Source organism: Pseudomonas sp. C9, from assembly GCF_002000165.1.
Classification (GTDB): Bacteria; Pseudomonadota; Gammaproteobacteria; order Pseudomonadales; family Pseudomonadaceae; genus Aquipseudomonas.
On record NZ_MPAK01000001.1, the window covers coordinates 5,664,303 to 5,691,004 of the forward strand.

General features: G+C 57.9%; 24 protein-coding genes and 1 pseudogene. 8 read left to right on the forward strand and 17 right to left on the reverse strand.

Features of this window, described 5'->3' with window-relative positions:
• Positions 1-81: 81 nt before the first annotated feature.
• Together BMS17_RS26430 and BMS17_RS26435 are read left to right on the forward strand one after the other, a co-directional pair.
• Positions 82-693: an FMN-dependent NADH-azoreductase gene (locus BMS17_RS26430; protein WP_046033109.1), complete on the forward strand. Its 612-nt coding sequence runs from the start codon at positions 82-84 to the stop codon at positions 691-693.
• Positions 694-942: 249 nt separating this feature from the next.
• Positions 943-1,980 carry a dienelactone hydrolase gene (locus tag BMS17_RS26435; RefSeq protein WP_046033110.1) on the forward strand — a complete coding sequence of 346 codons (1,038 nt, stop codon included), beginning with the start codon at positions 943-945 and terminating at the stop codon, positions 1,978-1,980.
• Positions 1,981-2,140: 160 nt separating this feature from the next.
• Here BMS17_RS26435 and BMS17_RS26440 read toward each other — a convergent pair whose 3' ends face one another.
• Positions 2,141-3,328 carry an MFS transporter gene (locus tag BMS17_RS26440; RefSeq protein WP_046033111.1) on the reverse strand — a complete coding sequence of 396 codons (1,188 nt, stop codon included), beginning with the start codon at positions 3,326-3,328 and terminating at the stop codon, positions 2,141-2,143.
• A 283-nt stretch (positions 3,329-3,611) separates the two neighbouring features.
• Complete coding sequence (locus tag BMS17_RS26445; protein ID WP_010460520.1) at positions 3,612-5,201, reverse strand: ABC-F family ATPase; 1,590 nt, start codon at positions 5,199-5,201, stop codon at positions 3,612-3,614.
• 443 nt (positions 5,202-5,644) lie between these two features.
• Here BMS17_RS26445 and lpxO point away from each other — a divergent pair, with 443 nt between their 5' ends.
• A complete protein-coding gene (gene lpxO / locus BMS17_RS26450) occupies positions 5,645-6,544 on the forward strand; it encodes a lipid A hydroxylase LpxO (protein WP_077432225.1) in 900 nt (299 codons plus the stop codon).
• An 8-nt stretch (positions 6,545-6,552) separates the two neighbouring features.
• On the opposite strand, the gene BMS17_RS26455 is transcribed toward lpxO, so the two are convergent.
• Positions 6,553-7,401 carry a Ku protein gene (locus BMS17_RS26455; RefSeq protein WP_077432120.1) on the reverse strand — a complete coding sequence of 283 codons (849 nt, stop codon included), beginning with the start codon at positions 7,399-7,401 and terminating at the stop codon, positions 6,553-6,555.
• Between the two features lie 190 nt (positions 7,402-7,591).
• On the opposite strand from BMS17_RS26455, the gene BMS17_RS26460 reads away from it, so the two are divergent.
• The 3 genes and pseudogenes from BMS17_RS26460 to ilvA all read left to right on the forward strand — a co-directional run.
• Positions 7,592-7,945, forward strand: coding sequence for a hypothetical protein (locus BMS17_RS26460; protein ID WP_077432121.1), 354 nt, complete (start codon positions 7,592-7,594; stop codon positions 7,943-7,945).
• 27 nt (positions 7,946-7,972) lie between these two features.
• Complete coding sequence (locus BMS17_RS26465; RefSeq protein WP_077432122.1) at positions 7,973-9,124, forward strand: PQQ-dependent sugar dehydrogenase; 1,152 nt, start codon at positions 7,973-7,975, stop codon at positions 9,122-9,124.
• Positions 9,125-9,412: 288 nt separating this feature from the next.
• Positions 9,413-10,408: pseudogene (ilvA, locus tag BMS17_RS26470) on the forward strand (threonine ammonia-lyase, biosynthetic); the annotation flags it as partial.
• Between the two features lie 30 nt (positions 10,409-10,438).
• Here the strand turns inward: ilvA and eco are convergent.
• Positions 10,439-10,921, reverse strand: a complete 483-nt coding sequence (gene eco, locus BMS17_RS26475; RefSeq protein ID WP_046033115.1) for a serine protease inhibitor ecotin — start codon at positions 10,919-10,921, stop codon at positions 10,439-10,441.
• 285 nt (positions 10,922-11,206) lie between these two features.
• Here eco and BMS17_RS26480 point away from each other — a divergent pair, with 285 nt between their 5' ends.
• The gene (locus BMS17_RS26480; protein WP_046033116.1) at positions 11,207-11,467 is read left to right on the forward strand and encodes a DUF1652 domain-containing protein; all 261 of its coding nucleotides are present in this window, start codon (positions 11,207-11,209) and stop codon (positions 11,465-11,467) included.
• Here BMS17_RS26480 and BMS17_RS26485 read toward each other — a convergent pair.
• Both BMS17_RS26485 and BMS17_RS26490 read right to left on the reverse strand, forming a co-directional pair.
• On the reverse strand, positions 11,464-11,859 hold the full coding sequence (locus BMS17_RS26485; protein ID WP_046033117.1) for a hypothetical protein: 396 nt from the start codon (positions 11,857-11,859) through the stop codon (positions 11,464-11,466). The genes BMS17_RS26480 and BMS17_RS26485 overlap by 4 nt on opposite strands.
• Positions 11,860-11,949: 90 nt before the next feature.
• Positions 11,950-12,216: a DUF2790 domain-containing protein gene (locus BMS17_RS26490; RefSeq protein ID WP_046033118.1), complete on the reverse strand. Its 267-nt coding sequence runs from the start codon at positions 12,214-12,216 to the stop codon at positions 11,950-11,952.
• Positions 12,217-12,723: 507 nt separating this feature from the next.
• On the opposite strand from BMS17_RS26490, the gene BMS17_RS26495 reads away from it, so the two are divergent.
• Positions 12,724-13,020 (forward strand): hypothetical protein, encoded by a 297-nt coding sequence (locus BMS17_RS26495; protein ID WP_077432124.1) that lies wholly within the window; start codon positions 12,724-12,726, stop codon positions 13,018-13,020.
• A 148-nt stretch (positions 13,021-13,168) separates the two neighbouring features.
• Here the strand turns inward: BMS17_RS26495 and BMS17_RS26500 are convergent, their stop codons facing one another.
• The 11 genes from BMS17_RS26500 to BMS17_RS26550 form a co-directional block, all read right to left on the reverse strand.
• Positions 13,169-13,822, reverse strand: coding sequence for a DUF2931 family protein (locus BMS17_RS26500; protein ID WP_077432125.1), 654 nt, complete (start codon positions 13,820-13,822; stop codon positions 13,169-13,171).
• Positions 13,823-13,840: 18 nt separating this feature from the next.
• The gene (locus BMS17_RS26505) at positions 13,841-14,494 is read right to left on the reverse strand and encodes a DUF2931 family protein (protein WP_077432126.1); all 654 of its coding nucleotides are present in this window, start codon (positions 14,492-14,494) and stop codon (positions 13,841-13,843) included.
• Between the two features lie 18 nt (positions 14,495-14,512).
• The gene (locus BMS17_RS26510; RefSeq protein ID WP_077432127.1) at positions 14,513-15,166 is read right to left on the reverse strand and encodes a DUF2931 family protein; all 654 of its coding nucleotides are present in this window, start codon (positions 15,164-15,166) and stop codon (positions 14,513-14,515) included.
• Positions 15,167-15,184: 18 nt separating this feature from the next.
• On the reverse strand, positions 15,185-15,838 hold the full coding sequence (locus BMS17_RS26515; protein WP_077432128.1) for a DUF2931 family protein: 654 nt from the start codon (positions 15,836-15,838) through the stop codon (positions 15,185-15,187).
• Entirely contained in the window at positions 15,831-19,337 is a 3,507-nt protein-coding gene (gene tssI / locus BMS17_RS26520; RefSeq protein ID WP_077432129.1) for a type VI secretion system tip protein TssI/VgrG, read from the reverse strand. Before tssI ends, BMS17_RS26515 begins: the two co-directional genes overlap by 8 nt.
• 333 nt (positions 19,338-19,670) lie before the next feature.
• Positions 19,671-20,621 (reverse strand): carbohydrate kinase, encoded by a 951-nt coding sequence (locus BMS17_RS26525; RefSeq protein ID WP_046033123.1) that lies wholly within the window; start codon positions 20,619-20,621, stop codon positions 19,671-19,673.
• Between the two features lie 13 nt (positions 20,622-20,634).
• Positions 20,635-22,131, reverse strand: a complete 1,497-nt coding sequence (gene xylB, locus BMS17_RS26530; RefSeq protein WP_077432130.1) for a xylulokinase — start codon at positions 22,129-22,131, stop codon at positions 20,635-20,637.
• A gap of 19 nt (positions 22,132-22,150) precedes the next feature.
• Complete coding sequence (locus BMS17_RS26535) at positions 22,151-23,623, reverse strand: mannitol dehydrogenase family protein (RefSeq protein ID WP_046033125.1); 1,473 nt, start codon at positions 23,621-23,623, stop codon at positions 22,151-22,153.
• Between the two features lie 15 nt (positions 23,624-23,638).
• Complete coding sequence (locus tag BMS17_RS26540; RefSeq protein ID WP_046033126.1) at positions 23,639-24,742, reverse strand: ABC transporter ATP-binding protein; 1,104 nt, start codon at positions 24,740-24,742, stop codon at positions 23,639-23,641.
• 33 nt (positions 24,743-24,775) lie between these two features.
• A complete protein-coding gene (locus BMS17_RS26545) occupies positions 24,776-25,606 on the reverse strand; it encodes a carbohydrate ABC transporter permease (RefSeq protein ID WP_007936731.1) in 831 nt (276 codons plus the stop codon).
• A 10-nt stretch (positions 25,607-25,616) separates the two neighbouring features.
• A complete protein-coding gene (locus BMS17_RS26550) occupies positions 25,617-26,543 on the reverse strand; it encodes a carbohydrate ABC transporter permease (RefSeq protein WP_046033128.1) in 927 nt (308 codons plus the stop codon).
• Between the last annotated feature and the right edge of the window lie 159 nt (positions 26,544-26,702).

Below are 26,702 nucleotides of genomic sequence, written 5' to 3' on the forward strand. Positions count from 1 at the left end.
CAGTCTAATCAGCTATTGGTTTCGCCTGTAGGATTCTCTCCATCAGATCGCCCCGTGGCGATCCTCACCTGGAGATCCCACATGAAACTGTTGCATATCGATTCAAGCATTCTTGGTGACAACTCGGCTTCCCGTCTGCTGAGCAGCGAAGTCGTTAAAGCCTGGCAAACTGCAGAGCCCAACGCCGTGGTCACCTACCGCGACCTGGCCGCCGATGCCATCAGCCATTTCTCCGCCACGACCTTGGTCGCCGCCGGTACTACCGCTGAACTGCGCAACGCCGCGCAACAGCACGAAGCCGAGCTGAGCGCCAAGACCCTGGCCGAATTCCTCGCCGCAGATGCCGTCGTGATCGCCGCGCCGATGTACAACTTCACCGTTCCGACCCAACTCAAGGCCTGGATCGATCGCATCGCCGTTGCCGGTCAGACCTTCCGTTACACCGAAGCCGGCCCTGAAGGCCTGTGCGGTGGCAAGAAAGTCGTGATCGTTTCCACTTCCGGTGGCATGCATGCCGGTCAGGCCACGGGTGTGGCTCACGAAGAGTACTTGAAAGTGCTGTTCGGCTTCATCGGCATCACCGACATCGAGTTTGTCCGCGCCCACGGCCTGGCCTACGGTGACGAAGTTCGCACCAAAGCCATGAGCGATGCTCAAGCGCAAATCAGCGAGCAATTGTTCGCCGCCGCGTAAGCTTGCGTAAAGGCAGCAAACTGCTCAGGCAATACCCCAAAAAACTCTGTATTCTGGTCGCGCAAGTGCCAGATACGGAGTTTTTTGTTTCTGGCCGTTTCAGGTTGTGGCCCAGGTTATGCAATAACGGGTTAACGTTCCCGTTCTGCAATGACCTTGTTGGCCGCAAATGCTGGTACAAGGCCGCTGCCTCGATGATCCGAGGAGAACGGGCTTTCCGGTCAAGTAACAAAATGGTGGGGCATCCTTATGGTGCGTCTTTGTGCAACGTTACTGTTTTGCCTGCTCAGCAGCCTGAATTCAGTGCACGCCGCGCCTGCGCCACATCCTCACTGGAGCGTCGGCTTCCATGAGATGAGTTTTCTCGACCCCCTCGATTTGCAACCGATGCACGCCATCGCGTTCTATCCCTCCAGTGACAGGGAGCACACCAGTAAAATCGAGGGTTACACCGTCGAAGCCGGCGAAGACAGCGCTGTTGCCATCGGGCGCTTCCCGATGCTGATGCTGTCCCACGGCAACACCGGAACCCCGCTGGCCCTGCACGACCTCGCCACCTCGTTGGCGCGCAAAGGTTTTGTGGTGGTCGCGGTGATCCATCCTGGCGACAACTCCAAAGACCACAGCCGCCTCGGTACGCTGAGTAACCTTTACGGCCGACCCATCCAGATTTCCGAAGCCATCACCGCTACCTTGGGTGATCGCATGCTCGCGCCATTCGTCAATGCCAATCAGGTCGGGGTGATTGGCTATTCGGCGGGCGGTGAGACGGCATTGATCCTGTCCGGCGCCACGCCTGACCTGGATCGACTGCGCCGTTATTGCCAGGAGCGCCCGGACGACCGCGATGCCTGCAACACCCAGGGCGAATTGATCGTCGACCGCGATGACCTTCAACCCGTGGCCGACCCGCGCGTGCATGCGTTGCTATTGATGGCGCCGCTGAGCTTGAAGTTCGGCCGTCACACCCTGGCCGATGTGCATGTGCCGGTGCTGCTTTACAGCGGCGACGGCGACAAACTGGTCGCGTTCGACAAGAACGCAGCGGCGCTTGCGCGCAAGTTGCCGATTGCCCCCGACTTCAAGTTGTTGGCCGGCGCGGGGCATTTCGTGTTCATGGCCCCGTGCAACGAAGAGCAGATCATTGCCATGCCAGCACTGTGTACCGACGCCGATGGGGTCGACCGCGAAGGCATCCATCGCGACATGATTTCCGAAGCCGGGCGATTCTTCTCCCGCACCCTGGGCATCGCAACCCGCGCAGGTCTGCAAACCGCGGATCAGTGAACACCGCAACCCCTGTAGCAGCTGGCGAAGCCTGCGTCCGGCTGCGCAGCAGTCGTAAAATCAGCCGCTAAGGTGTTTCAGGTAGACCGCGTTGTCAGGGTTTGCGACTGCTACGCAGCCGGACGCAGGCTTCGCCAGCTGCTACAGGATTGAGTGTTGGCTAGGCCATTGCGCGGCGTTTGAGTAGCAGCGTTAGACCCAACCCGGTTACCGACAACAACGCCGCGCTAAAGAATATCCACGTATACCCCAGGTTCAACGCCACCGCGCCCATCAATGGCCCGGCGATGGCCAGTGCCAGATCAAAAAACACCGCATAAGCACTCAAACCCGCGCCGCGACTGGAGTTGGGCACCTGTTTGATCGCTTCAACCCCCAGCGCCGGATAGACCAGCGACAAGCCAAAACCGGTCAGGCCCGCGCCGATCAGCGCATAGCCCGTCGAAGGCGCCAGCCACAGCAGCACCAGGCCCACGGTTTCAATGCTCATGCAGGCAATGGCCGAGGTGAATCCGCCGAAACGGCTGATGCTGGAGATGAACAACAGCCGCGCCAAAATAAAGCAGACACCGAACACGGTGAGGCAATACGCGGCACCGGCCCAACCACGGCTGACGTAATACAGGGTAATAAAGGTGGTCAGCGTGCCATAACCGATGGACGCCAGACTCAGGCTCGCACCAAACGGTGCGATGCGCCCGAACACCGCCCAAAAGGGCAGCCGCTCGCCACGAATCACCGGCACCGACGGTTTGTTGCGGATCAGCAGCAGCGCAGCGAGCGCCAACAGCGACAGCGCGATCCCCAAACTGGCGAAACCATACTCGGCGACCATCACCACCCCCAACGGCGCGCCGATGGCGATGGCACCGTAGGAGGCGATGCCGTTCCAGGAGATGGAGCGGGCGGTGTGCTCCGCCCCGACCTGGCCCATGCACCAACTGATGGTGCCGACACCGATCAGGCCCTGGGCGATCCCAAGCAGCAAGCGACCGGCGATCAGGATCAACAGACTCACCAGCGGCATGCTCTGCAGCAACGTCGAAATCAGCGTCAACACGCCGCTCAGCACAATCCCCGACAACCCATAGACAATCGCCCGCTTGGTGCCAATGCTGTCCGACATTCGCCCAGCCATCGGCCGGCTGAGCAGGGTGGCCAGGTATTGCGAGCCAATGGTCAGCCCCGCGATGATCGCGCTGAAACCCAGTTGTTCATGAACATAGCCCGGCAACACCGCAATCGGCAGGCCGATGCAGAGGAAGGCAATAAAGGTATAAAAAACGATGGAGACGATCTGCAGGGTGATCGCCAGGGAGCTTTGCGGGGGTTGTTGCTGCGCAGACATGGGGGCTCGTTCGCGGGCGGCGGTGGGAGAGCTGCATCATGGCGTGGGCTGCGAATAAAAGGAAGCAGGCTAACTATTTTGCCTGGCTTTTTTTACTTGTCTTTTCGGGCCCCTTCGCGAGCAAGCCCGCTCCCACATTTGACCGGGTTCTCCCTTTAAGAATGCGGACAAATGTGGGAGCGGGCTTGCTCGCGAAGGTTTCAGCACCAGAAAAATCCCCGGCCATGAAATGCAAAAAGCCCCGTCACAAGGACAGGGCTTTCAGTTGAAGCAGGGCAGCTATTTAGAACACTACACCCTGGCTGCGCAGGTAATCGTCATAGGTGCCGCTGAAATCGATCACGCCGCTAGGGCTGAGTTCGATAATGCGGGTCGCCAACGACGATACGAACTCACGGTCGTGGCTGACGAAGATCAGCGTGCCCGGGTAGTTTTCCAGCGCCAGGTTCAGCGCCTCGATGGATTCCATGTCCAAGTGGTTGGTCGGTTCGTCCATGATCAGCACGTTCGGCTTTTGCAGGATCAGCTTGCCGAACAGCATGCGACCTTGCTCACCACCGGAGATGACCTTGACCGACTTGAGGATCTCGTCGTTGGAGAACAGCATGCGACCGAGGGTGCCGCGAACGATTTGCTCGCCGCCCTGAGTCCACTGGCCCATCCAGTCGAACAGGTTGCAGTCGTCTTCGAAGTCGTGCGCGTGGTCTTGGGCGTAGTAGCCCAGTTCCGCGGCATCGGTCCACTTCACAGTACCGGCATCCGGGGTCAGTTCGTTGACCAGGGTGCGCAGCAGGGTGGTTTTACCGATACCGTTCGGGCCGATGATCGCTACGCGCTCGCCCGCTTCAACCTGGAAGCTGAAGTCCTTGAACAGGGGCTTGCCGTCGAAGCCTTTGGCCATGCGCTCGACGATGACTGCTTGACGGTGCAGCTTCTTGGTTTGTTCGAAACGGATGAACGGGCTCACACGGCTCGAAGGCTTGACCTCGGCCAGCTGGATCTTGTCGATTGCCTTGGCGCGGGAGGTGGCCTGCTTGGCTTTCGAGGCGTTGGCCGAGAAGCGGCTGACGAACGATTGCAGTTCCGAGATCTGCGCCTTCTTCTTGGCGTTGTCCGACAGCAGTTGCTCGCGGGACTGGGTCGCTACGGTCATGTACTCGTCGTAGTTGCCCGGGAACAGACGCAGCTCGCCGTAATCCAGGTCAGCCATGTGGGTGCACACGCTGTTCAGGAAGTGACGGTCGTGAGAGATGATGATCATCAGGCTGGAGCGCTGGGTCAGAATGTTTTCCAGCCAGCGGATGGTGTTGATGTCCAGGTGGTTGGTCGGTTCGTCGAGCAACAGCACTTCAGGATCGGAGAACAGCGCCTGAGCCAGCAATACACGCAGTTTCCAGCCTGGGGAAACCTCGCTCATCGGGCCAAAGTGTTGCTCGATGCCGATACCCAGGCCCAGCAACAGCTCGCCGGCACGGGATTCGGCGGTGTAGCCGTCCATTTCGGCGAATTCGGTTTCCAGCTCGGCCACGGCCATGCCGTCTTCTTCGGTCATTTCCGGCAGCGAGTAGATGCGATCGCGCTCGGCCTTGACCTTCCACAGCTCTTCGTGACCCATGATCACGGTATCGATCACGGTGAATTCTTCGTAGGCGAACTGGTCCTGGCGCAATTTACCCAGACGCACGTTCGGCTCGAGCATGACCTGGCCGCCGGACGGCTCGAGGTCGCCACCGAGGATTTTCATGAAAGTCGACTTGCCGCAACCGTTGGCGCCGATCAGGCCGTAGCGGTTACCCGCGCCGAACTTGACCGAAACGTTTTCGAATAGCGGCTTGGCGCCGAACTGCATCGTGATGTTAGCTGTAGAGATCAAAGGTTTTTCCTGCGAAGCATTCAGAGTAGCTAGGGTTGCGGCAGTACCGATTCAGTACCCGTTTCCGGTATTCAAACCACGGGAAATGCATCCCGGTCAGAAGCGGAAGGTCCATCTGGCAATAAGTGGACAGCAGCATATGGAGCGCTTGGCCCGAGTCGAAGTGCGCTGAGACGGGGTTCATTCCCGTCATCAACCAAGGGGGGCGCGTAATGTTTGGCGGCGATTGTACTGGTCTGGCTCTTTAAACGATAGGGCGTTGAGCCCGCTCGATCGCATTGACGGTATCCACCAACAGATTTTCACCGCTGGAAGCTAACTTTTTGTGACGACCAGTGGCTAAAATGCATTTTTTCAACACGATAACGACAGCCGGTACATGCCTGGCGACGATGCTACCAGGGCCGCCGTTTCGTTTTCACGTCCAACGTGTGATGGTTTTTGTGAAACTGATCATTGCCTTTATTTACCTGGTCTCCATTGCATACGTGCACTTGCGTGGGCGCGTGCGCCACAGGTTGGGCCGCCAGTTGAGTGATCACTCTTCGTTTCTGGCGCCACTCAATTGCTTCTTGTATCTGTTTTCGAAAATCCCCACCAAACCGTATCTGGATCCAGCTGATTTTCCGGATTTGAGCCCGTTGCAGGCGCATTGGCAAGACATCCGCGCCGAAGGCCAGAACCTGTTGAAAGCCGGAGAGATCAAACGCTCTGATCAATACAACGACGTCGGCTTCAACTCGTTCTTCAAATCGGGCTGGAAACGTTTTTACCTGAAATGGTACGGCGACAGCCATCCTTCGGCGATGAAGCTCTGCCCGCGCACCACCGAATTGGTCCAGGGCATCGCTTCGATCAAGGCCGCGATGTTCGCAGAACTGCCACCGGGTTCCAGGCTGGTCCGTCATCGCGATCCTTATGCCGGTTCCTACCGTTATCACTTGGGCCTGGAAACGCCGAACGAAGCCGGTTGCTACATCAATGTCGACGGCCAGAACTACCATTGGCGCGATGGCGAAGCGGTGATGTTCGACGAAACCTTCATTCATTACGCCGAAAACACCACGCAGAAAAACCGCATCATTCTGTTTTGCGACATCGAGCGCCCGATGAAGTATCGCTGGGCGGCAGTGTTCAACGACTGGTTTAGCCGGACCGTGATGTCGGCGGCCGGTGCGCCAAACGATGCGGGTGACAGGACCGGCGGCATCAACCGCCTGTTCGACCGGATCTACAAAATCCGCCTGCGTGGCAAAGCGTTGAAAAAGCGCAACCGCAAGCGTTACTACCTGGAAAAGTGGGCGATTTTTGCTGGGTTGCTCGTGCTGATTTTTCTGATCTGAAGGCCTGGCTAACCACGAGAAGTCCTAGTGGCTTTTTTCGGCGCCGTCGGTTTGGCTTTGGCGCTGCCCTTGCTACCCAGGCTACGTTTAAGCAATTCGGTCAGATCAATCACATCCGCTGTTTTGCGCGCCTCTTCACCGGTCGCTGTCTCGACATCCTCGATCTTGCCTTCATTGGCCTTTTTCTCGACCAGCGCCATGATCTTGTCTTCGAAGCTGTCGCGGTAGTCCTCAGGTTTCCAGTCGGCGCTCATGTCTTGCACCAGGCGTTTGGCCATATCGAGTTCACCCTTGGCCAGTTCGGGCTTGGTCACCTCGCTGCCCAGCTCGAGCGTATCGAGGCTGCGCACTTCGGCGGGCCAACGCAACATCACCAATACCATTGCCGACTCCAGCGGCATCAACGCCGCCAGGTGCTGACGTGTGTGCAGCACTACATGGGCGAGGGCGACTTTATTGGTTTTGCTCAACGTTTCGCGCAACAGCGCGTACACCTTGCCACCGCGTTTATCAGGGGCGAGGTAGTAGGGCGTATCGATGTTTTGCAGGGGGATCTGCTCACGGTCGACAAAGGAAAAGATGTCGATGGTTTGGGTGGATAAAGGGTGCGCCGATTTGATTTCCTCTTCGCTGAGGACCACGTACCGACCTTTTTCGTATTGCACACCTTTGACAATGTGCTCCTTGGTGACTTCTTTGCCGGTGACCTTGTTCACACGCTTGTACCCGACCGGCTCCATGCTGCGGCTGTCGAGCCAGTCGAAATCCACCCCTTGGGAGGATGTCGCCGAGACCAACGCCACAGGGATATGCACCAGCCCGAAACTGATTGCGCCTTTCCAGATTGCCCGTGCCATGGTCGTCTTCCCGAAAGTGATAATCAGGTGACCGGCGGCCTCACGCAAAAGTTTCAGCCGGTTGTGTGGCCCTGGCCGGGCGGCGTGGTCAACTCGTGTTACACCTTGTGAAGGAGGTTTTAGTTAACAAATCCGAACCTCGGGCGTAGCGTGCTATCGAAGACACTATCCACGTCGAGAGGCTCCCTCCATGAACAGATATGTGCTCGGCTGCACCACCCTGACGCTGAGTTGTTTGCTGAGCAGTCTGGCGTACGCATCGCCAGAGCAATCGTCATCATTGCTCCTGGCGCAAAGCCCGACGGGGGCTTCCAGCAATCCCTATAACAGCCCCATTCGCCGAGCCAACCCGAATAGCATGCAAGGCTCGCAATCCAGTGCCCCGGCCATTCGCGGGCCAAACACCATGCCGGTGCCACGGCCTCCGAGCCTGGATAACGGCGGCATCGGCAACCGTTATCCTTCGACCCCATCAACGCCCTCCAGCCCGCCGACATTCATTCCCAATCCACCTCCGCGCGATACAGGCACCAGTAACCGTTGAACCGGAACGATAAAAAAGGAAGCGTGCATGTTGCGTAAAACCCTACTGGCCCCCTTGTGCGTCAGCGCCCTCATCACCGCTGCGGCCCCCGTGTTCGCGGCCACGACTCAGGATCTGCAAAGCGAGCAGGGCACCCTGCAAGTCACCACGCTCGCCAAGGGGCTGGAGCATCCATGGTCGCTGGCATTCCTGCCGGATCGCACGGGCATGCTGGTGACCGAGCGGCCCGGTCATCTGCGCGTCGTCAGCGTTGACGGGAAAATCTCCGACCCGATTGATGGTGTACCGAAGGTCTGGGCCAAGGGCCAGGGCGGCTTGCTGGATGTGGTGCTGTCCCCCGACTTCAAGCAAGACCGCACGGTTTACCTGTCGTATGCCGAAGGGGGCGGGGCGGGGGACAAGGCTGGCACGGCGGTAGGCCGGGGGCAATTGTCCGAAGACCTGAAAACCCTGAGGAATTTCCAGGTGATCTTCCGCCAGGAGCCGAAGCTTTCTGTCGGCAACCACTTCGGCTCACGATTGGTGTTCGACCGTGATGGCTATCTGTTCATCACGCTCGGTGAAAACAATGACCGGCCAACGGCTCAGGACCTCGACAAGCTGCAAGGCAAAGTCGTACGGATTTACCCGGACGGCAAAGTGCCGGACGACAATCCCTTTGTCGGTCAGGCAGGCGTACGTCCGGAAATCTGGTCCTATGGCCAGCGTAACCCGCAAGGCGCAGCGCTCAATCCATGGACCGGCGTTCTCTGGGAGAACGAACACGGACCTCAGGGCGGTGATGAATTGAACATCATCGAACGCGGGAAAAACTACGGCTGGCCGCTGGCAACCCACGGCATCAACTATTCGGGCCAGCCGATCCCCGAAGCCAAAGGCAAGTCCGCCGAAGGCACGGTGGCGCCGCATCATGTCTGGGAGAAGTCCCCGGGGTTGAGCGGACTGGCGTTCTACGACAGTGATCGATTCAAGGCCTGGCAGCACAACGCGTTCATCGGGGCGCTGGTCAGCCAGGAACTGATTCGCTTGCAGTTCGATGGCGACAAAGTGGTTCACGAAGAGCGATTGCTCGGTGAACTCAAGGCGCGAATCCGCGATGTGCGCCAAGGCCCGGATGGGTACTTGTATGTGTTGACCGATGAGGACAATGGCGCGCTGTACAAGGTGGGCCTGAAATAACCCCGGTGGTCGCACCGGCCCCTGTAGCAGCTGGCGCAGCCTGCGCCGGCCGGTCCGTGCTCGGGCGCAGCAGTCCTACAATCATCCAGACGAAAATTGGCCATTGACTTGCCATCAACCCAAGGCTAATTTCCAGCCATGACTTCCACCGTATTGCGCTGCCAGCCAAGCATTATTACCGCCATTCCTTATCTGGCGGGCTAGCTCACGACTGCAGCACCCAACCCGCCCTAGAGGCGGGTTTTTACTTTCTGTCTCTCGGGCCCCGAACAACGCCAGGAGACGACCATGACCAGCACGCACGCCCAACAGACCTTGCTTGAGCACTATGTAAAAAAGATCCTCGCCGCGCCGGTGTACGAACTGGCGGTGCGCACGCCGTTGCAAGCGGCACCGGGGTTGTCCGAAGCCTTGGGCAATCAGGTCCTGCTCAAGCGCGAGGATTTGCAACCGACGTTCTCCTTCAAGATCCGGGGCGCCTACAACAAACTGGTTCAGCTCAGTGATGAGCAAAAAGCGCGTGGCGTGATCACCGCCTCGGCAGGCAATCATGCGCAAGGTGTGGCGCTGGCAGCGCGGGAGTTGGGGATTGCCGCGACCATCGTCATGCCGCGCACCACGCCGGAACTGAAAGTGCTCGGGGTTCGCAGTCGTGGGGCAGAGGCGGTGTTGCACGGTGAGAGTTTTCCGTTCGCCCTCGATCATGCGCTGGGCCTGGCCGAGCAAACCGGTCGCACCTTTGTTTCGCCCTTCGACGACCCGGATGTCATTGCCGGGCAAGGCACGGTGGCGATGGAGATCCTGCGCCAGCATCAAGGCCCGCTGGATGCGATCTTTGTGCCGGTGGGCGGTGGAGGTTTAATCGCCGGCATCGCCGCGTACGTCAAGTACCTGCGCCCTGAAGTGCGCATCATCGGCGTCGAGTCAGAACATTCGGCGTGTCTGGCCGCTGCACTGCAAGCAGATGAGCGAGTGGTCCTGCCGAATGTCGGCACCTTCGCCGATGGCGTGGCGGTGGCACAGATCGGCGCCTATGGCTTCGAAGTCTGCCGATTTTGCGTCGATGAGGTGATGACGGTCAGCAATGATGAGCTTTGCGCCGCGATCAAGAACATCTACGACGATACCCGCTCGATCACCGAACCGTCCGGCGCGCTGGCCGTCGCCGGGATCAAGAAGTACGTGGCGCAAACCGGTGCCCGGGGTCAAACGCTGGTGGCGATCGACTCGGGGGCCAACATCAACTTCGACAGTTTGCGCCACGTGGCCGAGCGTGCGGCATTGAGTGCCACACCGGCGTGAGGCCGGGTGTGGTTACTCCTGAACGGCGTTCTCGACCTTGCTCGACGCCGACCAGATCCGATAGCGGACTTCGATGTCTTTCGGCACGTAAAGCACGATCGGCAGCTTGCTGTTGTAACGCAACATGAAGCCGTCACCGACCACCGGCACGAAGTCTTTTTTGCTCTTGCCGTCAGGGCAGGCCATCAACGTGCTCATCGGCCCGATGACGTTTTCCAGTCGGTAGAACGGGTACCCCCAGCCTTCAAGGTTTTTTTCCTCAAGCATCCCGCCCAGCCGTTGGCGATTGCAGTCCACGGTCAGGGTTTTGCCGGCGAGGATTTCAACCTGAAAGTCGTCCTCTTTGGCTTGCGGGGCGAGGTGAATGACCTGGCGGGTAAAACCGCTTTCGGGTTTTGGAAACGGAGCGACGGTTTCAAGCTTCGCGGCATGTGCCACGGTTGACAGTCCGGCAACGATTAGCCCGACAGCCGAAGTGAACGTCAAAGAACCCATGATGCCTCCTTGCTGGTGATGAAGTACGTGGCGGCATTCTTACTGCGCTCAAGGGTTAATGCAAACCCGTGGCGGCTTGTGTGCAGATTGCATGAGCGCCCTGGGTGCTTCTTGCGAATTGCACGGCGGTTTTTATAAGCCCTGGCGCTAAATCATTGATTTACCGATGAGCTGCACGGCGAAATTCGAGGCATGTTTTATGCTTCAGCTGTTGTTAAGCTGGCCGGGATGACACATGAGTCAGCGTCGATCGTTATTGGCAGTCTCACAAAGGAGAGGGTCGCCATGTTTCTTTCTGCCTTGGAACTTCGCAACATCATCGAAAGCAGTTTTTTACCTAAACGCTGCCAATGCACGCTGTCCCCAGAGTTGTTGATGACCGTCAAGGTGTATGCGGACGGTCAAACCGACGCGCTTGACCTGCACGTGACCGGGATCGATGCTTCGGCGCTTAATGGTTGTCGGGAAATCAACGAACTGATCGCCGAACTGCGCACCAAACAACAGTCCGTGGAAATCCCGCACAGAGTAAGCAGCGCTCTTTAGCCCACGGTTTCGAGTTCTACCGACAGGCGCCGGGTCTGAAGAAAGCCCAGGCCCAGCGCCAGCTCAACCAGGACCGCCAGCAATATGCCCGGCCCGGCGTGGCCATTGAGCCATTCACCGAAACCCAATGCGGCCAAACCGAAACAACCCACCATAAAACCGCTGCACAGCGCGCTGCGAGTCACCGACGGCGCCTCGTTTCGAACCCAATAGAAAATCAACCCCAGCGCCGCAAACACCACCGCGCTGCGCCGGGCGACAAGGCCTGTCGCCGTTGAATATTCAATTCCCCAGATCGCCAGCAACTCGTCCGGCATCAAGCCCCAGATCAACGCTAGCAATAGACACAAAGCGGCGGTGAACATCGACAACGTACGAAACGACAACTGCATGGCGAATCCTTGCGGCAGTGAGGGCGGCGCTAGAGCATAACGCCAGAACCCTCACAGTAAAACCGCCAGGTTTCGAATCAGACTGTTCCGTCAGTTTTGATAACTGCACGCGTCGGAAAGCTTCCTGTAGGTGATTTCTTCAGGCTTGCCGGACGTGTCGATGTACTTCATATCAGCGGTGATCACTTTGCATTCGTCGGTCGTCGGCTCTGTCAGGGCCACGACTTTGCCCACGTTCAGCGGCATGCCGTAGTGATAGGGCACGGCTTGGGAAGAGGGTGTGTCGTTGGCCTGGGCAAGCCCGGCAAACGCAGTGCAGGTGAGGGCGGTGGCAATAATCAGAGCGCGGGTGTTCATGAGGCGATCTCCAGAGCGGGCGGAAAATCAGCTCGACATCAAGGCGTCGAACCTGCCGCACTGGGCATCAGAAGCGTCTGAGGGCGTGCGGTCGTGTTGAGTTTTTAACCACGGCGTTAAGCGATGGTTAACCCACCTGAACGCCGCCTGTCGCGCGGGGTGTTTCTGTCGGATGTTTCGCCGGGTAATAAAGCGACGGCAGCTTCGGCTGGGTCCTACAAGCGTAGGTGACTTATCGACTTTCGCCTGCCGGGTGGGAGCGATTACTGTTTGGGCTCGCTGCAAAATCAGCGGTCGGGTTTGGTCACCTGAAGCAACGCACTTAAGTGTGCCATTATTCGCCCTGCGGACATCTACGTCCTCATGTCGAGTAGTTATGGCGGCTGTGTGCCGGACGCTTTCGAGCGAGCCGATGGTTGTTTCGGTTGACCAAGCCTGTACACAGTCCGCCTCCCACCGTTTGGTCACGGTGTTAGCGGTTTTTTTACAAACAACCGAGTAATTACTATGCCAACGTTCAAACCGTTTCCAGATCGTTATCGTTCACTCAACAGCGGTGTTACCGATTCAAGTCCTTTGGTAATCGACACCGAAGCCAACCCCCAAGACATTCTCGAAGCCGCGCTACAGCGAGTAAGAGCCTCCAGCCAGCTACTTGAAACGCTGCATTGCCAATGCTTCAAGCACGGTGATGTTCAAGACATTCCGCACATTACTCACGCGCTTTATCTGCTGACGCAGGATGGGTTTGACCTGTTAGCGGTTGCGCAGCAGCGGATGATGGGGTGGAAGGCGCCGGTCTGATCTTTACAGCAAAATTCAGCGCTTGTAGGCGCTGGATTTTTTCGTTTTGGATGGGAACTCAGTGATCACACTTAAGCGTCATTGGCGCCAAGCCTCAATACTCGCAAGGTGGTTCGTGAAAGCTCTTCATTAAACTGTTGTCGCTCTTTCACTTCCAAGAGTCATAGGGCACACCAAACTTTTCGACGTAGGCTTTGGAAACGGCGGAAAGGGGGCGGTAGTGACCTCCAGACTTACCTTCGTATGGGCCACGCGGATCAATTACGGCTTTTACCGTAGTCACTTCGATCGGTGTCACGCACGGACCGCCAACCCAGACTCTGGCGATACCTCCGGGGACTAGTCTTATGCCGATTGAATCACGATAACCAGTGATCCATTTACCATCGGCAGCGCAGAAAACCTTTTCACCCTTAAGCATGATCTCCCGAGTAGCCTCAGGGATTTTAATCACCATCAGGTAGGTTTGCGGTTCAACCTGCGACTGCCAGCGGACATAAATCTGTTTGGGCAAGTCGGCCCCTGTTACATGCTTAGCGCTGCCAAGGGCAGCTCTTTTCGGCCAACCTCGCGGATCGCCGGAATTGTTGGGAGGCGATTGCATTGACGCGATGCCACTCCCAGCACGCTGAAACACACGGTCCTGAATGTCGACGACATCGGCTGTTTCGATCCAGACCTCCATGTAGTCAGGAGCCGAGAATCCCAAGTACCAGGATTTGTAAGGCATTGACTGGCTGTTAGCAAATGTACAGCCACTGAGCAATAACGCGCAGAAGGTAGGTCGTAAATAACTAATCATTAGAGCGTCACGGCTCTGTCACTTCCAAGAATCATAGGGCACACCAAACATTTCGACGTAGGCTTTGGATTGGTCGGATAGCTTGTCGTACTTACCGCCAGACTTACCTTCATATGGGCCGCGTGGATCAACTACGGCTTTTACCTTGGTCACTTCTATCGCTGGCAGACACGACCCCATCACCCATATTTTGGCCATCCCGCCGGGCGCCAAATTGATAACCAACGCGTTGCGGTAGTCTGTAATCCACTTACCATCAAATGCGCAAAAAGCCTTTTCTTCCTTGCGCATGATCGCCCTTGTCGACTCGGGTACGTTGATCACCATTTGGTAAGTTTGCGGTTCGACAAGAGACTGCCAGCGTACATAAATCTTTTTTGGTAAGTCCGCCCCAGTTACATTCTTACCTTTGCCGATTCCTGGCTTTTCGGGCCACCCTCTAGGGTCGCCAGTGTTGTTAGGAGGTGTCTGTATGGCAGCAGTGCCACTCATCGCTCGCGGATAAACCTGCTCTTTGATATCGACTACATCGGCCGACTCGATCCACACTTCCATGTAATTCGGCGCCGAAAAGCCCAAGCGCCAGGATTTGTAAGGCATTGCCTCGCTGTTGGCGAAAGTGCAACCACTGAGCAAATATGCGCAAACCGTTATTCGCAAGATACTATTCATCAGGCTGCTTTGGCTCTTTCACTTCCAAGAATCATAAGGCACGCCAAGTTTTTCGACATAGGCCTTGGAAACGGCGGAAAGGGGGCGGTAGTGACCTCCAGACTTACCTTCGTATGGGCCACGCGGATCAATCACGGCTTTTACCGTGGTCACCTCGATCGGCGTCATGCATGGACCGCCAACCCAGACTTTGGCAATACCTCCGGGGACCAGCCTTATACCGATTGACTGACGATAGCCAGTGATCCATTTCCCATCGGCAGCGCAGAAAACCTTTTCACCCTTAAGCATAATCTCCCGAGTAGCCTCAGGGATTTTAACCACCATCAGGTAGGTTTGCGGTTCGACCTGCGACTGCCAGCGGACATAAATCTGCTTGGGCAAGTCGGCCCCTGTCACATGCTTACCGCTGCCGATGCTAGCTCTTTTCGGCCAACCTCGCGGATCGCCAGAATTGTTTGGCGGCTTTAACATGGAGGCAAGACCACTCATCGCACGTGGGTATACATGGTCCTGAATATCGACAACATCGGCGGTTTCGATCCAAACCTCCATGTAAGCGGGGGCCGAGAACCCTAAGTACCAGGATTTGTAAGGCATTGGCTCGCTGTTGGCGTATGTGCAACCACTGAGCAAAAATGCGCAAATCGTAGTTCGCAAGAAATTACTCATCAGGCTGCTTGGGCTCTGTCACTTCCAAGAATCATAGGGCACACCAAACTTTTCGACGTACGCTTTGGATTGGTCGGATAGCTTGTCGTACTTGCCGCCAGAGTTACCTTCATAAGGTCCACGTGGGTCAATCTCGGCTTTTACCTTAGCCACTTCTATCGCTGGCAGGCACGATCCCATTACCCACACTTTAGCCATCCCTCCGGGTGCCAGATTTATTACCAATACCTCGCGGTAGCCTGTTATCCATTTTCCATCAGCAGCACAAAAGGCTTTTTCACCCTTGCGCATAAGTTCCCTGGTCGACTCGGGTATGTCGATAACCATTTTATAAGTTTGAGGTTCAACCAATGATTGCCATCGGACGTAGATTTTTTTGGGTAAGTCTGCTCCAGTTACATTCTTACCTTTGCCCGGCCCCGGCTTTTCCGGCCAGCCTCTAGGGTCGCCCGTGTTATTGGGAGGAGTCTGTATCGCAGCTATTCCACTCATGGCACGTCTGTATACTTGGCCTTCGACATCAATAACATCAGCTGCTTCGATCCAGACTTCCATGTAGTTAGGTGCTGAGAAACCCAAACGCCAGGCTTTGTAAGGTAGCGTTTCACTGTTGGCTAACGTGCATCCACTGAGCAGAAAGGCGGCGATAGCGACGCGTAAAAAGTTACTCATTTTGATGTGCCGTGCGTACAGAATTTACGTCTGGTCGATTGATGAAGACTATATTCAAGTCACTATTGTTTCGATTTTTAGCGGCGTTCCAGTTGTCAGATAAATGAACGTAACGCTGGAAGAGCAGTTCCTCTTCCTGTGAGGTCAGCCCTATTGTTTTGCTTTTCCCCTGAGCGTACGACAACAATTTTTCGGAGATGGGTATGAGCTCCGCAGGTAGCGCCAGTCTTGGATTGCTCTCGGGGATTTGTCCAAAAGGCACTCCATTTTCAACGGCTAGTTCGCGCATGATCCGAAAGTAGATCAAGGACAGCTCACTGCGGACCTCTCGTTGACTGCTGACAGCGGCATAAACGTATTTCATATCTTTGCGGTTTTCTTTACCCGTGGTACGAAACGGCACCTCCCACGTGCGGATCTCCAATGGGAGGTTATATTGGGCCAATTGATCCTGTAGCCGCCTCAAGTCCTCTTGGGCAACCTTGTAACTGTTAGCTTCAACAAAAGATGTCCTTTCGTCTACCGGACTCCTACGCGGTTTGCTGAGCAGTATCCGCTCCCTCGCCTTGGGTAGATAGCCGCCACCGAGGTCCGAGTGCACGCCCGGCAAAATAATATCGGCAGCCCCAAGACTGTTTAACGCAAAATTGTAACGTCGCTCATTTCGAGCGACTAATTGGACGACTTTCTTTGCAGCGTCTGGTGCTAGATAGATATTGATCCCTGGGTTAAAAGCATTATTACCATTCCAGTCCCCTACCAGCGGGTTGGCAATGGCTGCAACTGTGTCGTAGACGCCGATGAAATTTATGGAGATGTCGGTATTTGGCTTCCATGCAAAGCTGTCCGATAACATTGGCGATCCCGCCGGCAGCGCTTTAGCGAGAATACTTTGGCTACCTTTTAGTATTTCATTAGCAAAGTCTCTTGCCGCCGCAGAGCCTCGACTGAATCCGAAAATGTCGAACTCAATGTTAGAAATACGCTTATCAGGATTGTTGTTTTTAAAGAGTCGGATCGCCTGAATAAATAGGTCTGGAGTCTCTTCTACCCGCGCCCGGACACCCTGTGCACCTATGCCTGTGCCTTGTGAAAAAGTGGAGTCCTCCTCGGTACTGCTGGTGCCGATCCCATCCACATAAATCGATAAACTCGCCCTTTCTGCATCAATAGGCAGCGCTTCATCCACTTGGTTCTGATAAAGGTCATACAGTCTGGCTACGTTACTGACATCATTGCCATAACTGTTGTCCGGGCTACTTCCTTTGCCGTCGTAGCCAAAAGAGGCGCAGTACTGACGGATGTCTGCGGCCGAATCTTGCAGGTTTACATCCGGAGCGAAGCAACCATAAACACGCTCGCTATTACTGCGGTTGTTCCCCGTACCATCAAAGAACACCCCAATCCGCAACGTAATATCTTCCAGCTCGACCTCTTCTTCCTCTTCCTCAAGTTCCTCTTCAGGATCATCCCCTGCAGCCGTTTTCACTGTCTTGGGCACGGAATCAGCAACAGCATTGAACTTGCCAACCGGCGGAGCACTCAGCACTTTCCCTGCCGCGGCAGCCGCAGCTGCGGCCGGTGTGATCGGCGCAAGAATCTGAATCCCGCTCCCCGCACCCGGCGCACCACCGGAGTTGGTCTTGACCTCAGCCCCGCTGATCGTCACACCCCCCGCATCCACCTTGACGAAACTCCCACCAGCCGTGGCCGTCAGTTCCATCCCGCCCTCAACCACAACCTTTTCCCCGGCGTTGTAGTGAATCTCCTCACCGGCCTCGACAAACTGCGCCGTCCCGACCTTCACATGCTGGGTCACGGCGACGGTCAGGTGGTCATCGGCTCGCGCTTCGGTCTTGCGGTCGAGGTGGGTGATGCGGTGTTCTTGAACTTTGAACTCGCTGTAAACATTGGCCTCAACCGTGTCGTGCCGCTCGTTGCCGATGCGGATTTTCTGGTCGTGCTCGATGTTTTCGTCCCAGTCGCGCTGGGCGTGGAGGTAGATCTGTTCCGCGCCTTTTTTGTCTTCGATGCGAAATTCGTTGTAGCCCTTGCCGCCCGGTGAGCTCAGGGTTTTGAAGGTGCTGCGGGTTTTGTTCGCCGGCAGGTCGTAGGGGACAACGTTTTCCTTGTGGTACAGGCAGCCGGTCACCAGCGGTTGGTCGGGGTCGCCTTCGAAGAAGCTGACCAGCACTTCCATGCCGACGCGCGGGATGGCGATGCCGCCGTAGGCACTGCCGGCCCAACCGGTGGCGACGCGCAGCCAGCAAGTGGTTTTATCGTTGGCCTGGCCGTCGCGGTCCCAGTGGAACTGGACTTTGACGCGACCGTATTCGTCGCAATGGATTTCTTCACCCGGCGGGCCGGTGACGATGGCGGTCTGGCTGCCCAGGACTTTCGGTTTCGGGTGTTCGAGGGCAGGGCGGTAGTGCGCGTCCCAGGGCGTGGCGAGGAAGCGGTTGCGGTAGCCCTGATGGAAATCGTCTTTGTTGTGGGTGACGTCGCTGGTGACGTTCTCGCCGAGTACCTGCGGCTGTTTGCCTTCATGGACGACTTCCAGCAGCAGCCAGAGGTCGTTCCACTCGGCGCGCGGGTGTTCGCTGAGGGCCATGAAGTGGCCGCTGACCAACGTGGGTTCGTCACCTTTGCCTTCGGCGAGTGCGTAGTCGCTGCGATGGCGTTCCAGGGCGCGGGTCGCCAGCTGTTTGCCACGCTCGCGGGTGAGGAAGAGGCCGGGGTAATCGTAGTCTTCGAGGTCCGGGGCGAACGCGGTCTTGGCGGCGCCCTCGGGCAGGATGCGCGGTTTTTCGAAGTCGTAGTCGCGGCGGCTGACGCGGGTGGTCCGGGTTTCCAGACGCAGGTTGAAACGTTTGATCACCGGTTTATCGGCGGCCATGCCAGAGTCTTGCTGGTAGGCCACGGGCGCCAGTTTGCGGAACACGGTCTGGTCATCGCCGAACACCAGTTTGTGGCCGCTGGCGCTGTGCTGGAAGTGGAAGTGAATGCCTTCTTCTTCGCACAGGCGCTGGATGAAATGCAGGTCCGACTCGTCGTACTGCACGCAGTAGTCGCGGTCGGGGTAGATCGCGCCGAGCTGGAAACTGTACGCGTCAGCCAGAATGCCGCGCGCTTCCAGCACCTGCGCGATGATCTTCGGCACGCTCAGTTGCTGGAAGATTTGCTGGTCGTGGTTGTGGCGCAGGTACGCCAGTTGCGGGCACAGGCTGATGCTGTAGCGGGTCAGTTTTTTACCCGAGTCGCCTTGCTCGATGCGATAGACCAGACCGTGGATGATGCCTTTGCCGGTCGCGCCGAAAGTCAGGCAGCCGGGCTTGTGCAGGATATCTTCGAGTTTCAGGTCGGGGCGGGCGCTGACCAGTTCGATGTCGAAACAGAACGGTTGGTTGAGGGCTTCGCGACCGACGAAACTGAGGACTTGCAGGTCGGCAGAAACGCCTTCCAGCGTGAGGGAAATATGGGTTGCGTTAGCGTCCAGCATGCCTTGAATTCCGTCCTTTGAATTAGCTGGGGCGGATGGTGCAGGATTAAACGGCCTCGTTCAAGGCGCAAATGGCGTAGGCGAGCGGCTCTCCAACCATCGGGAAAACCCTTAGTGGCACGGTTTGGACCAGTGAATCCGGGAGGTTTTTCGTTATGTTTTACTAGGATTTCTGGTGTCACAGTCTTGACGTGGCGACGAACCGAGAGGAGGCGGTGTGAGTGACACCGCCATCGCGGGCAAGCCCGCTCCCACATTGGGATTGTCGCCGACCACAAAAACTGTGCTCACCGCAAATCCCCTGTGGGAGCGGGCTTGCCCGCGATGCGGCCATCAGCTACGGCGAAGATCCAGTTGATGCCGATACGGCAAATCCGGCCCGGTCTTACTGCACGTCAACGCCGCCGCCTGCACTGCAAACTTCAGCATCGCATCAATCTGCTCGTGCCCAAGCTGCTTCAAACCCTCAATCGAATCCAGCTGCTGCTCGGTCAACCAGGTAATCAACGCCGCCTGGAACGTATCGCCAGCCCCCACCGTGTCAGCAATCTTCACGGTACTGGCCGGTACCGACCACGAACCATGAACACGGCTAAACACCGTTGCCCCTTCACCGCCCCGTGTCAGGAACACCAACTGACAGCGATGCTGCAACCAGCCTTCGATCACCCGTTGCGGATCTTCCTCGGGGTACAACAGACTCAAATCCTCATCGCTGACTTTGATCAGGTCCGCATACTCGACCAGCGTCGCGATCCGCGAACGCCACAGGTCGATGTTCGGTTCAGGATTGAGCCGCACGTTCGGGTCAAGGCTGATCAGGCGTTGACCGCTTTCGCGTTGCACCAGCGCCAGCAGCGTGTCGGCAATCGGCTGCACCACCAGCGAGAATGAGCCAACGTGCAAGCCGCGCACCTCGGGCCCCAGCGCCGGCAGGTGTTCGAGTGTCAATTGCCGATCCGCGCAACCTTCACCTCGAAAGCTGTAGTGCGGCGAGCCATTGGCGCCGACGGCAACCATTGCCAGCGTGCTTGGCGCGGCGAAATCCACCAGGTAATCGGCGCGTACGCCTTCACCCTGCAGCACTTGCTGCAAGCGTCGGCCGAGGTAGTCGGTGGACAGCCCGGCAAACAACGCCGACTCCACACCCAAACGGCGCAAACCGACCGCCACGTTGAACGGCGAACCGCCGGCAATCGCCTTGAAATTCACTTTTGAAGCCAGGCCGCTGGCGTCCTCTTCACTGAAGAAATCGAACAGCGCTTCGCCACACACCAAGTACATAGTTACTCACTCTTTAAAGGGTTGCGACATGCTGTCGATAGCGTTCATAGGCCTGCTCAAAGGCCTGCACATTGGTGGCAATCGGCAAGGTTTCGCTGGCCAGATCAAGCGTTACGCAGCGCTCGCACAGGTCGGCCAGGCTGTCCTCGTGCCCGTTTGCCCAGGATTTGCACCACGCCACCTGAATCGCCGCGCCAAGGGCGGCGGCTTCGCTTTGTTCGGTGCAGATGACAGGGGTGTTCATGATGTCGGCGACGATCTGTCGCCACACCGGACTCTTCGAGCCGCCGCCGATCAGGCAGATGCTGCGGCTTTGTAAGCCATTGTGCCGCAACAGGTCCAGTCCATAACGCAATCCGAAGGTCGTGCCTTCCACTACGGCACGGCACAGGTTTGCCTGGGTCAGGTTAGTCATCGTCAAGCCCAGCAGGCTGCCGGTGGCGTGGGGCAGGGCGGGGACGCGTTCGCCGTTAAGGAATGGCAGCATGCACACGCCTTCGGCTCCGATGGGGGCCTGCGCGACCCAATCGTTGAACTGTTGGATATCCAGGTCGAACAACTCGCGAATAGCACCCGTCGCGTTGGTCAGGTTCATGGTGCAAATCAACGGCAACCAACCACCGCTGGAAGAACAGAAGGTGGCGACCGAGGCGTCCGCGCTGACTTTGGGCTGATCGGCATAAGCGCACACCGTGCCCGATGAGCCGAGGCTCATGGTGATCGCGCCGGGCTTGATGTTGCCGGTACCAATCGCGCCCATCATGTTGTCGCCGCCACCGCTTGAAACCAGCGCTTGCGGATTGATGCCCAAGTGTTCGGCGATGCTCGGCAACAACGTGCCGACGGCCTGGTGGGCGTCGATCAACTCCGGCAACGCGGCTTGCAGGCGGCCGCTGGGATCGATATCGCGCAGCAATTGCAAATCCCACTGACGGGTGCGTACGTTGAAATAACCGGTGCCGGAGGCGTCGCCGTATTCACTGCAACTGCGGCCGGTGAGCCAGAAGTTGAGGTAGTCGTGGGGCAGCAGGATGCGGGCGATGCGGGCGAACACGTGCGGGTGTTGCTCCTTGGTCCAGAGCAGCTTTGACACGGTGTAACCGGGTGCGATGACGACGCCGAGGCGCTCAAGCGAACCCTTTTCACCACCGAGATGCGCCAGCAGGCGATCGTTTTCCGCAGTGGATTCGGTGTCGCACCAGAGTTTGGCCGGACGCAGCACCTGGCCTTGATCGTCGAGCAGGACCAGACCATGTTGCTGGCCGGAAACGCCGATGCCGAGGATGTCCTGGCCGTCGACATTGGCTTCGCGCAGCGCATTTCGGGTGGCCAGGGTGAAGGCATGCAGCCACTGGCGGGTGTCTTGCTCACGGCGACCGTTGGCGTCGCTGATCAGGCTGTGGGCGGCGGCACCCTGACCCAGCACCAGGCCGCTGACCGAGTCGAGGACAATGGCTTTAGTGCCTTGGGTGCCGCAGTCGATGCCGAGAAATAATTGTTGATTTGCCATGAATGCCCCCTACAGATCGTCAAGCCAACACCCGCTCCAACGTCCGCGTCACACCCACGTCGCGCAAGCTGTTGCAACACCACTCGAATGCCGCCACAAACTCGGCCGAATGCGGGATCGCCGTGCCAAAAATCTCCTCGACCGCGAGCAATCGTTGGGTGATCAACACATCATCCGCTACCAGTGCCTGACAGAACGCCGCCCGTGGATCAGGGATCGAATAGGTATCGCCATTCTCATCCACGCCCTTCAAAAACAGGGCCCACGCCGCCACGACCAGCGCGGCCCGTTTGGTTTCGCGACCATCAGCAATCAAGCGGTTGATGGTCGGGAGGGTGAACTTGGGAAACTTCGACGAACCGTCCGAGCACACCCGCTCCAGTTGATCGGCAATGGCCTGGTTGGAGAAGCGCTGCACCAGCGTGTCTTTGTAGTCCGTCAGGTTAATCCCTGGCACGGGCGACAGCTGCGGGGTCACGTCCAGGTCCATGTAGGCGCGCATATAGCGCACGAACAGCGGGTCGTTCATGGTTTCGTGGACAAAACGGTAACCCTTGAGAAACCCCAGATAGGTCAGTGCCAGATGGCTGCCGTTGAGCAGTTTGATCTTCATCTCTTCATAAGGCGTGACGTCATCGGTGAACTGCACGCCGACCTTTTCCCACGCGGGGCGACCGTTGACGAACTTGTCTTCCAGCACCCATTGCACAAAGGGTTCGCAGACCACCGGCCAGGCATCGTCGACCGCGTGTTTGTCGGCCAGCTGCAGACGATGTGCGGTGCTGGTCATCGGCGTAATGCGGTCGACCATGGCGTTGGGAAAGCTCACATTGCGCTCGATCCAGTCGCGCAGATCGGCGTCGCGCAACGCGGCGAAGGCCAACAGAGCCTTGCGGGTGACCGCGCCGTTGTGGGGCAGGTTATCGCAGGACATCAGCGTGAACGCCGGCGTGCCGGCCGCTCTGCGCTGGGCCAGCGCCGCACACAGGAAGCCGAAGACGGTCGTCGGCGAATCCGGGTGCGCCAGGTCGTGCTGGATCTGCGGCAGATCGGCCATGAACTCGCCGGTACTGTCGTCGATGCAATAACCGCCCTCGGTGATGGTCAGCGAGACAATGCGGATGTCGGGGCTGGCGAGTTTATCGATCAGCGTTTGCGCACCGTCTTCAGCCAGCAGCATGTCGCGGATCGCACCGATGACCCGGACTTCGGTGTCATCGGTATCGCCCAGCTCAAACAGGGTGAACAGGTAGTCCTGCTCGTTGAGATCGTCCCGGGCGCGGCGGTCTTCGGCGCGCAGGCCGACCCCGCAAATGGCCCAGTCCAGCGCTTCGCCAGTATTCATCAACGCGTCGGTGTAATACGCCTGATGCGCGCGGTGGAAACCACCCACGCCAATGTGCGCGATGCCTTGGCGCGTGTCGCTCAGTGCATAGGCGGGCAGACCCACCTCAGGCTTGAGGCGATGCAGATTCTGATTATTGAGTTTCATCACATAGTCTCGGGATCAGGCGGCGGCGCGCAGTGGGCGAGTGAGCGCCACGCCGTCGGCATCGAATAAATGGCAGTGTTCAGCGTCCAGGTGCAGGTTCAGGGTTTCGCCATAACGGCTGGCGAGGTCGCCACGCACGCGCAGGGTCAGGGCTTCACCGGACGTGGTCACGACGTGGCAGAAGGTGTCGCTGCCCAGGCGCTCGCTGACGTCGGCGGTGACCTGCAGCGTGCAGTCGCCGGTCTGCGCCAGTTCCAGATGTTCCGGACGAATGCCCAATGTCACAGCGCTGCCGACGCTGAGGGTCGCCGCGCTCAATGGCAGGCTGATGCGGGTTCCGGCGTCCAGCAGCACTTCGGTGTGCTGGCCCTCGATGTGGGTCACTTTGCCCTTGAGGAAGCCCATTTTCGGCGTGCCCAGGAACCCGGCGACAAACAGGTTGGCCGGCTGGTGATACAGGTCCAGCGGCGAGCCGACCTGTTCAATTTTGCCGCCATTGAGCACGACCACCTTGTCGGCCATGGTCATGGCCTCAACCTGGTCGTGGGTCACGTAAATCATCGTGGCTTGCAGTTCTTTGTGCAGGCGCAACAGTTCCAGGCGCATCTGCACCCGCAGGGCGGCGTCGAGGTTGGACAGCGGTTCGTCGAACAGGAATATTTTCGGGTTGCGCACAATCGCCCGGCCGATGGCCACGCGCTGACGCTGGCCGCCAGACAGCTGTTTCGGCTTGCGTTCGAGCATCGGCCCCAGTTCCAGGATGCGCGCCGCTTCGCCGACTTTCTTCTCGACTTCCGCTTTTGGCACGCCGGCCAGATCGAGGGCGAACGACATGTTTTTGCGCACGCTCATGTGCGGGTACAGGGCGTAGGTCTGAAACACCATCGCCAGGTCACGCTTGGCCGGGCTGACTTCGGTGATGTCGCGGCCATCGAGCTCTATGGTTCCGCCGCTGACTTCTTCCAGGCCGGCGATCAGCCGCAGCAGCGTGGACTTGCCGCAACCCGACGGACCGACGAACACCACGAACTCCTTGTCGTTCACTTCCAGGTCGATGCCTTTGATGATGGAAAAGCCTTCGAAGCCTTTTTGCAGATTCTTGATTTTCAGGTTGGCCATGGTGGCGCTCCTTTTGTGCTTATTCTTTGAGGGCTATTTCACGGCGCCGAACGACAGGCCGCGGACCAATTGTTTCTGGCTGATCCAGCCGAAAATCAGGATCGGCGCACAGGCCAGCGTCGACACCGCCGACAACTTGGCCCAGAACAACCCTTCGGGACTTGAGTACGAGGCGATCAATGCAGTCAGTGGCGCGGCTTTCGACGAGGTCAGGTTCAGCGACCAGAACGCCTCGTTCCAACACAGGATCAGCGACAGCAAAACGGTCGACGCCAGGCCACCCTTGGCGATGGGCAGCAGCACCCGGACCATTTCCTGCCACAGCGTGGCGCCGTCCAGGCGTGCGGCTTCGAGGATGTCTTTGGGGATGTCTTTGAAGTAGGTGTAAATCATCCAGACCACGATGGGCAGGTTGATCAGCGTGTAAATGACGATCAGCGCAATGCGCGTATCGAGCAGGCCAAAGCTTTTGGCCAGCAGGTAGATCGGCATCAACACGCCCACCGGCGGCAGCATTTTGGTGGAGAGCATCCACAGCAGCGTGCCTTTGGTGCGTTGGGTTTCATAGAACGCCATCGAGTAGGCCGCCGGCACCGCAATCAGCAGGCACAACGCGGTGGCGCTGAACGAAATCACCACCGAATTCCAGGCAAAGCTGAAGTAGTCACTGCGCTCATTGATGTGCAGGTAGTTCTCCAGTGTCGGCGTGAAGATGAACTGCGGCGGCGTGGCGAATGCATCGATTTCGGTTTTGAAACTGGTCAGCACCATCCAGAAAATCGGAAAGAAAATCAGGATGGCGATGGCCCAGGCCAGGGTGCCGAGCAGCAGGCTTTGCAGGCGGCGGGATTGTTGAAGGGTCATGGCACAGGCCTCAGGCTTTGTCTGTCAGGTTTTTGCCGATCATGCGCACCAGCACGATGGCCGCGATGTTGGCGATCACCACGGCGATCAAACCACCCGCCGAGGCCATGCCGACGTCGAATTGCACCAGCGCCTGGTTGTAGATCAGGTAGGCGAGGTTGGTCGAGGCGTAGCCGGGGCCGCCGTTGGTGGTGGTGAAAATTTCGGCGAACACCGAGAGCAGGAAGATGGTTTCGATCATCACCACCACCGCAATCGGTCGCGCCAGATGCGGCAGGGTCAGGTGCCAGAAGATCGCAATCGGCCCGGCACCGTCGAGGCGCGCCGCTTCTTTCTGTTCCTGATCGAGGGACTGCATGGCAGTCATCAGGATCAGGATCGCGAACGGTAGCCATTGCCACGACACAATGATGATGATCGACAGCAACGGGTAATGCGCCAGCCAGTCCACCGGTTGCGCGCCGAACAGTTTCCAGACGTAGGCGAGGATCCCCGACACCGGATGGAAAATCAGGTTCTTCCAGATCAGCGCACCGACGGTGGGCATGATGAAGAACGGCGAAATCAGCATCACCCGCACGATGCCGCGGCCCATGAATTCCGAGGCCTCAAGCAGTGCACTGATCAGCACGCCGAACACCACGCTGATCAGCAAGACGCTGCCTACCAGCAACAACGTATTGGTAGCGCCGGGCAGGAAGCCCGAATCCGTCAGGAAGTAAGTAAAGTTCTCCAGCCCGACGAACTCGTTTTCACCCGGACTAAGCAGGTTGTAGCGAATCGTCGAGAAGTAGACGGTCATGCCCAGCGGCACAATCATCCACAACAGCAACAAGGCCACTGAAGGGCTGACCAAAAACCAGCCGGGATTGGTCAACCGGCTTTTACGCACCGGTTGGGGCAGGTCCATGTGAGCTTTGGCAGTTGAAATATTCATGGCATTAAACCGATTAGTAACAGACATACGAAGATCGAAATGTGGGAGCGGGCTTGCTCGCGAAAGCGGTGTTCCAGTCGTTGAAGTAGCATCGGATGTACCGGCCTCTTCGCGAGCAAGCCCGCTCCCACATTTGATTGCGTCTAACCTGTAGGAGCG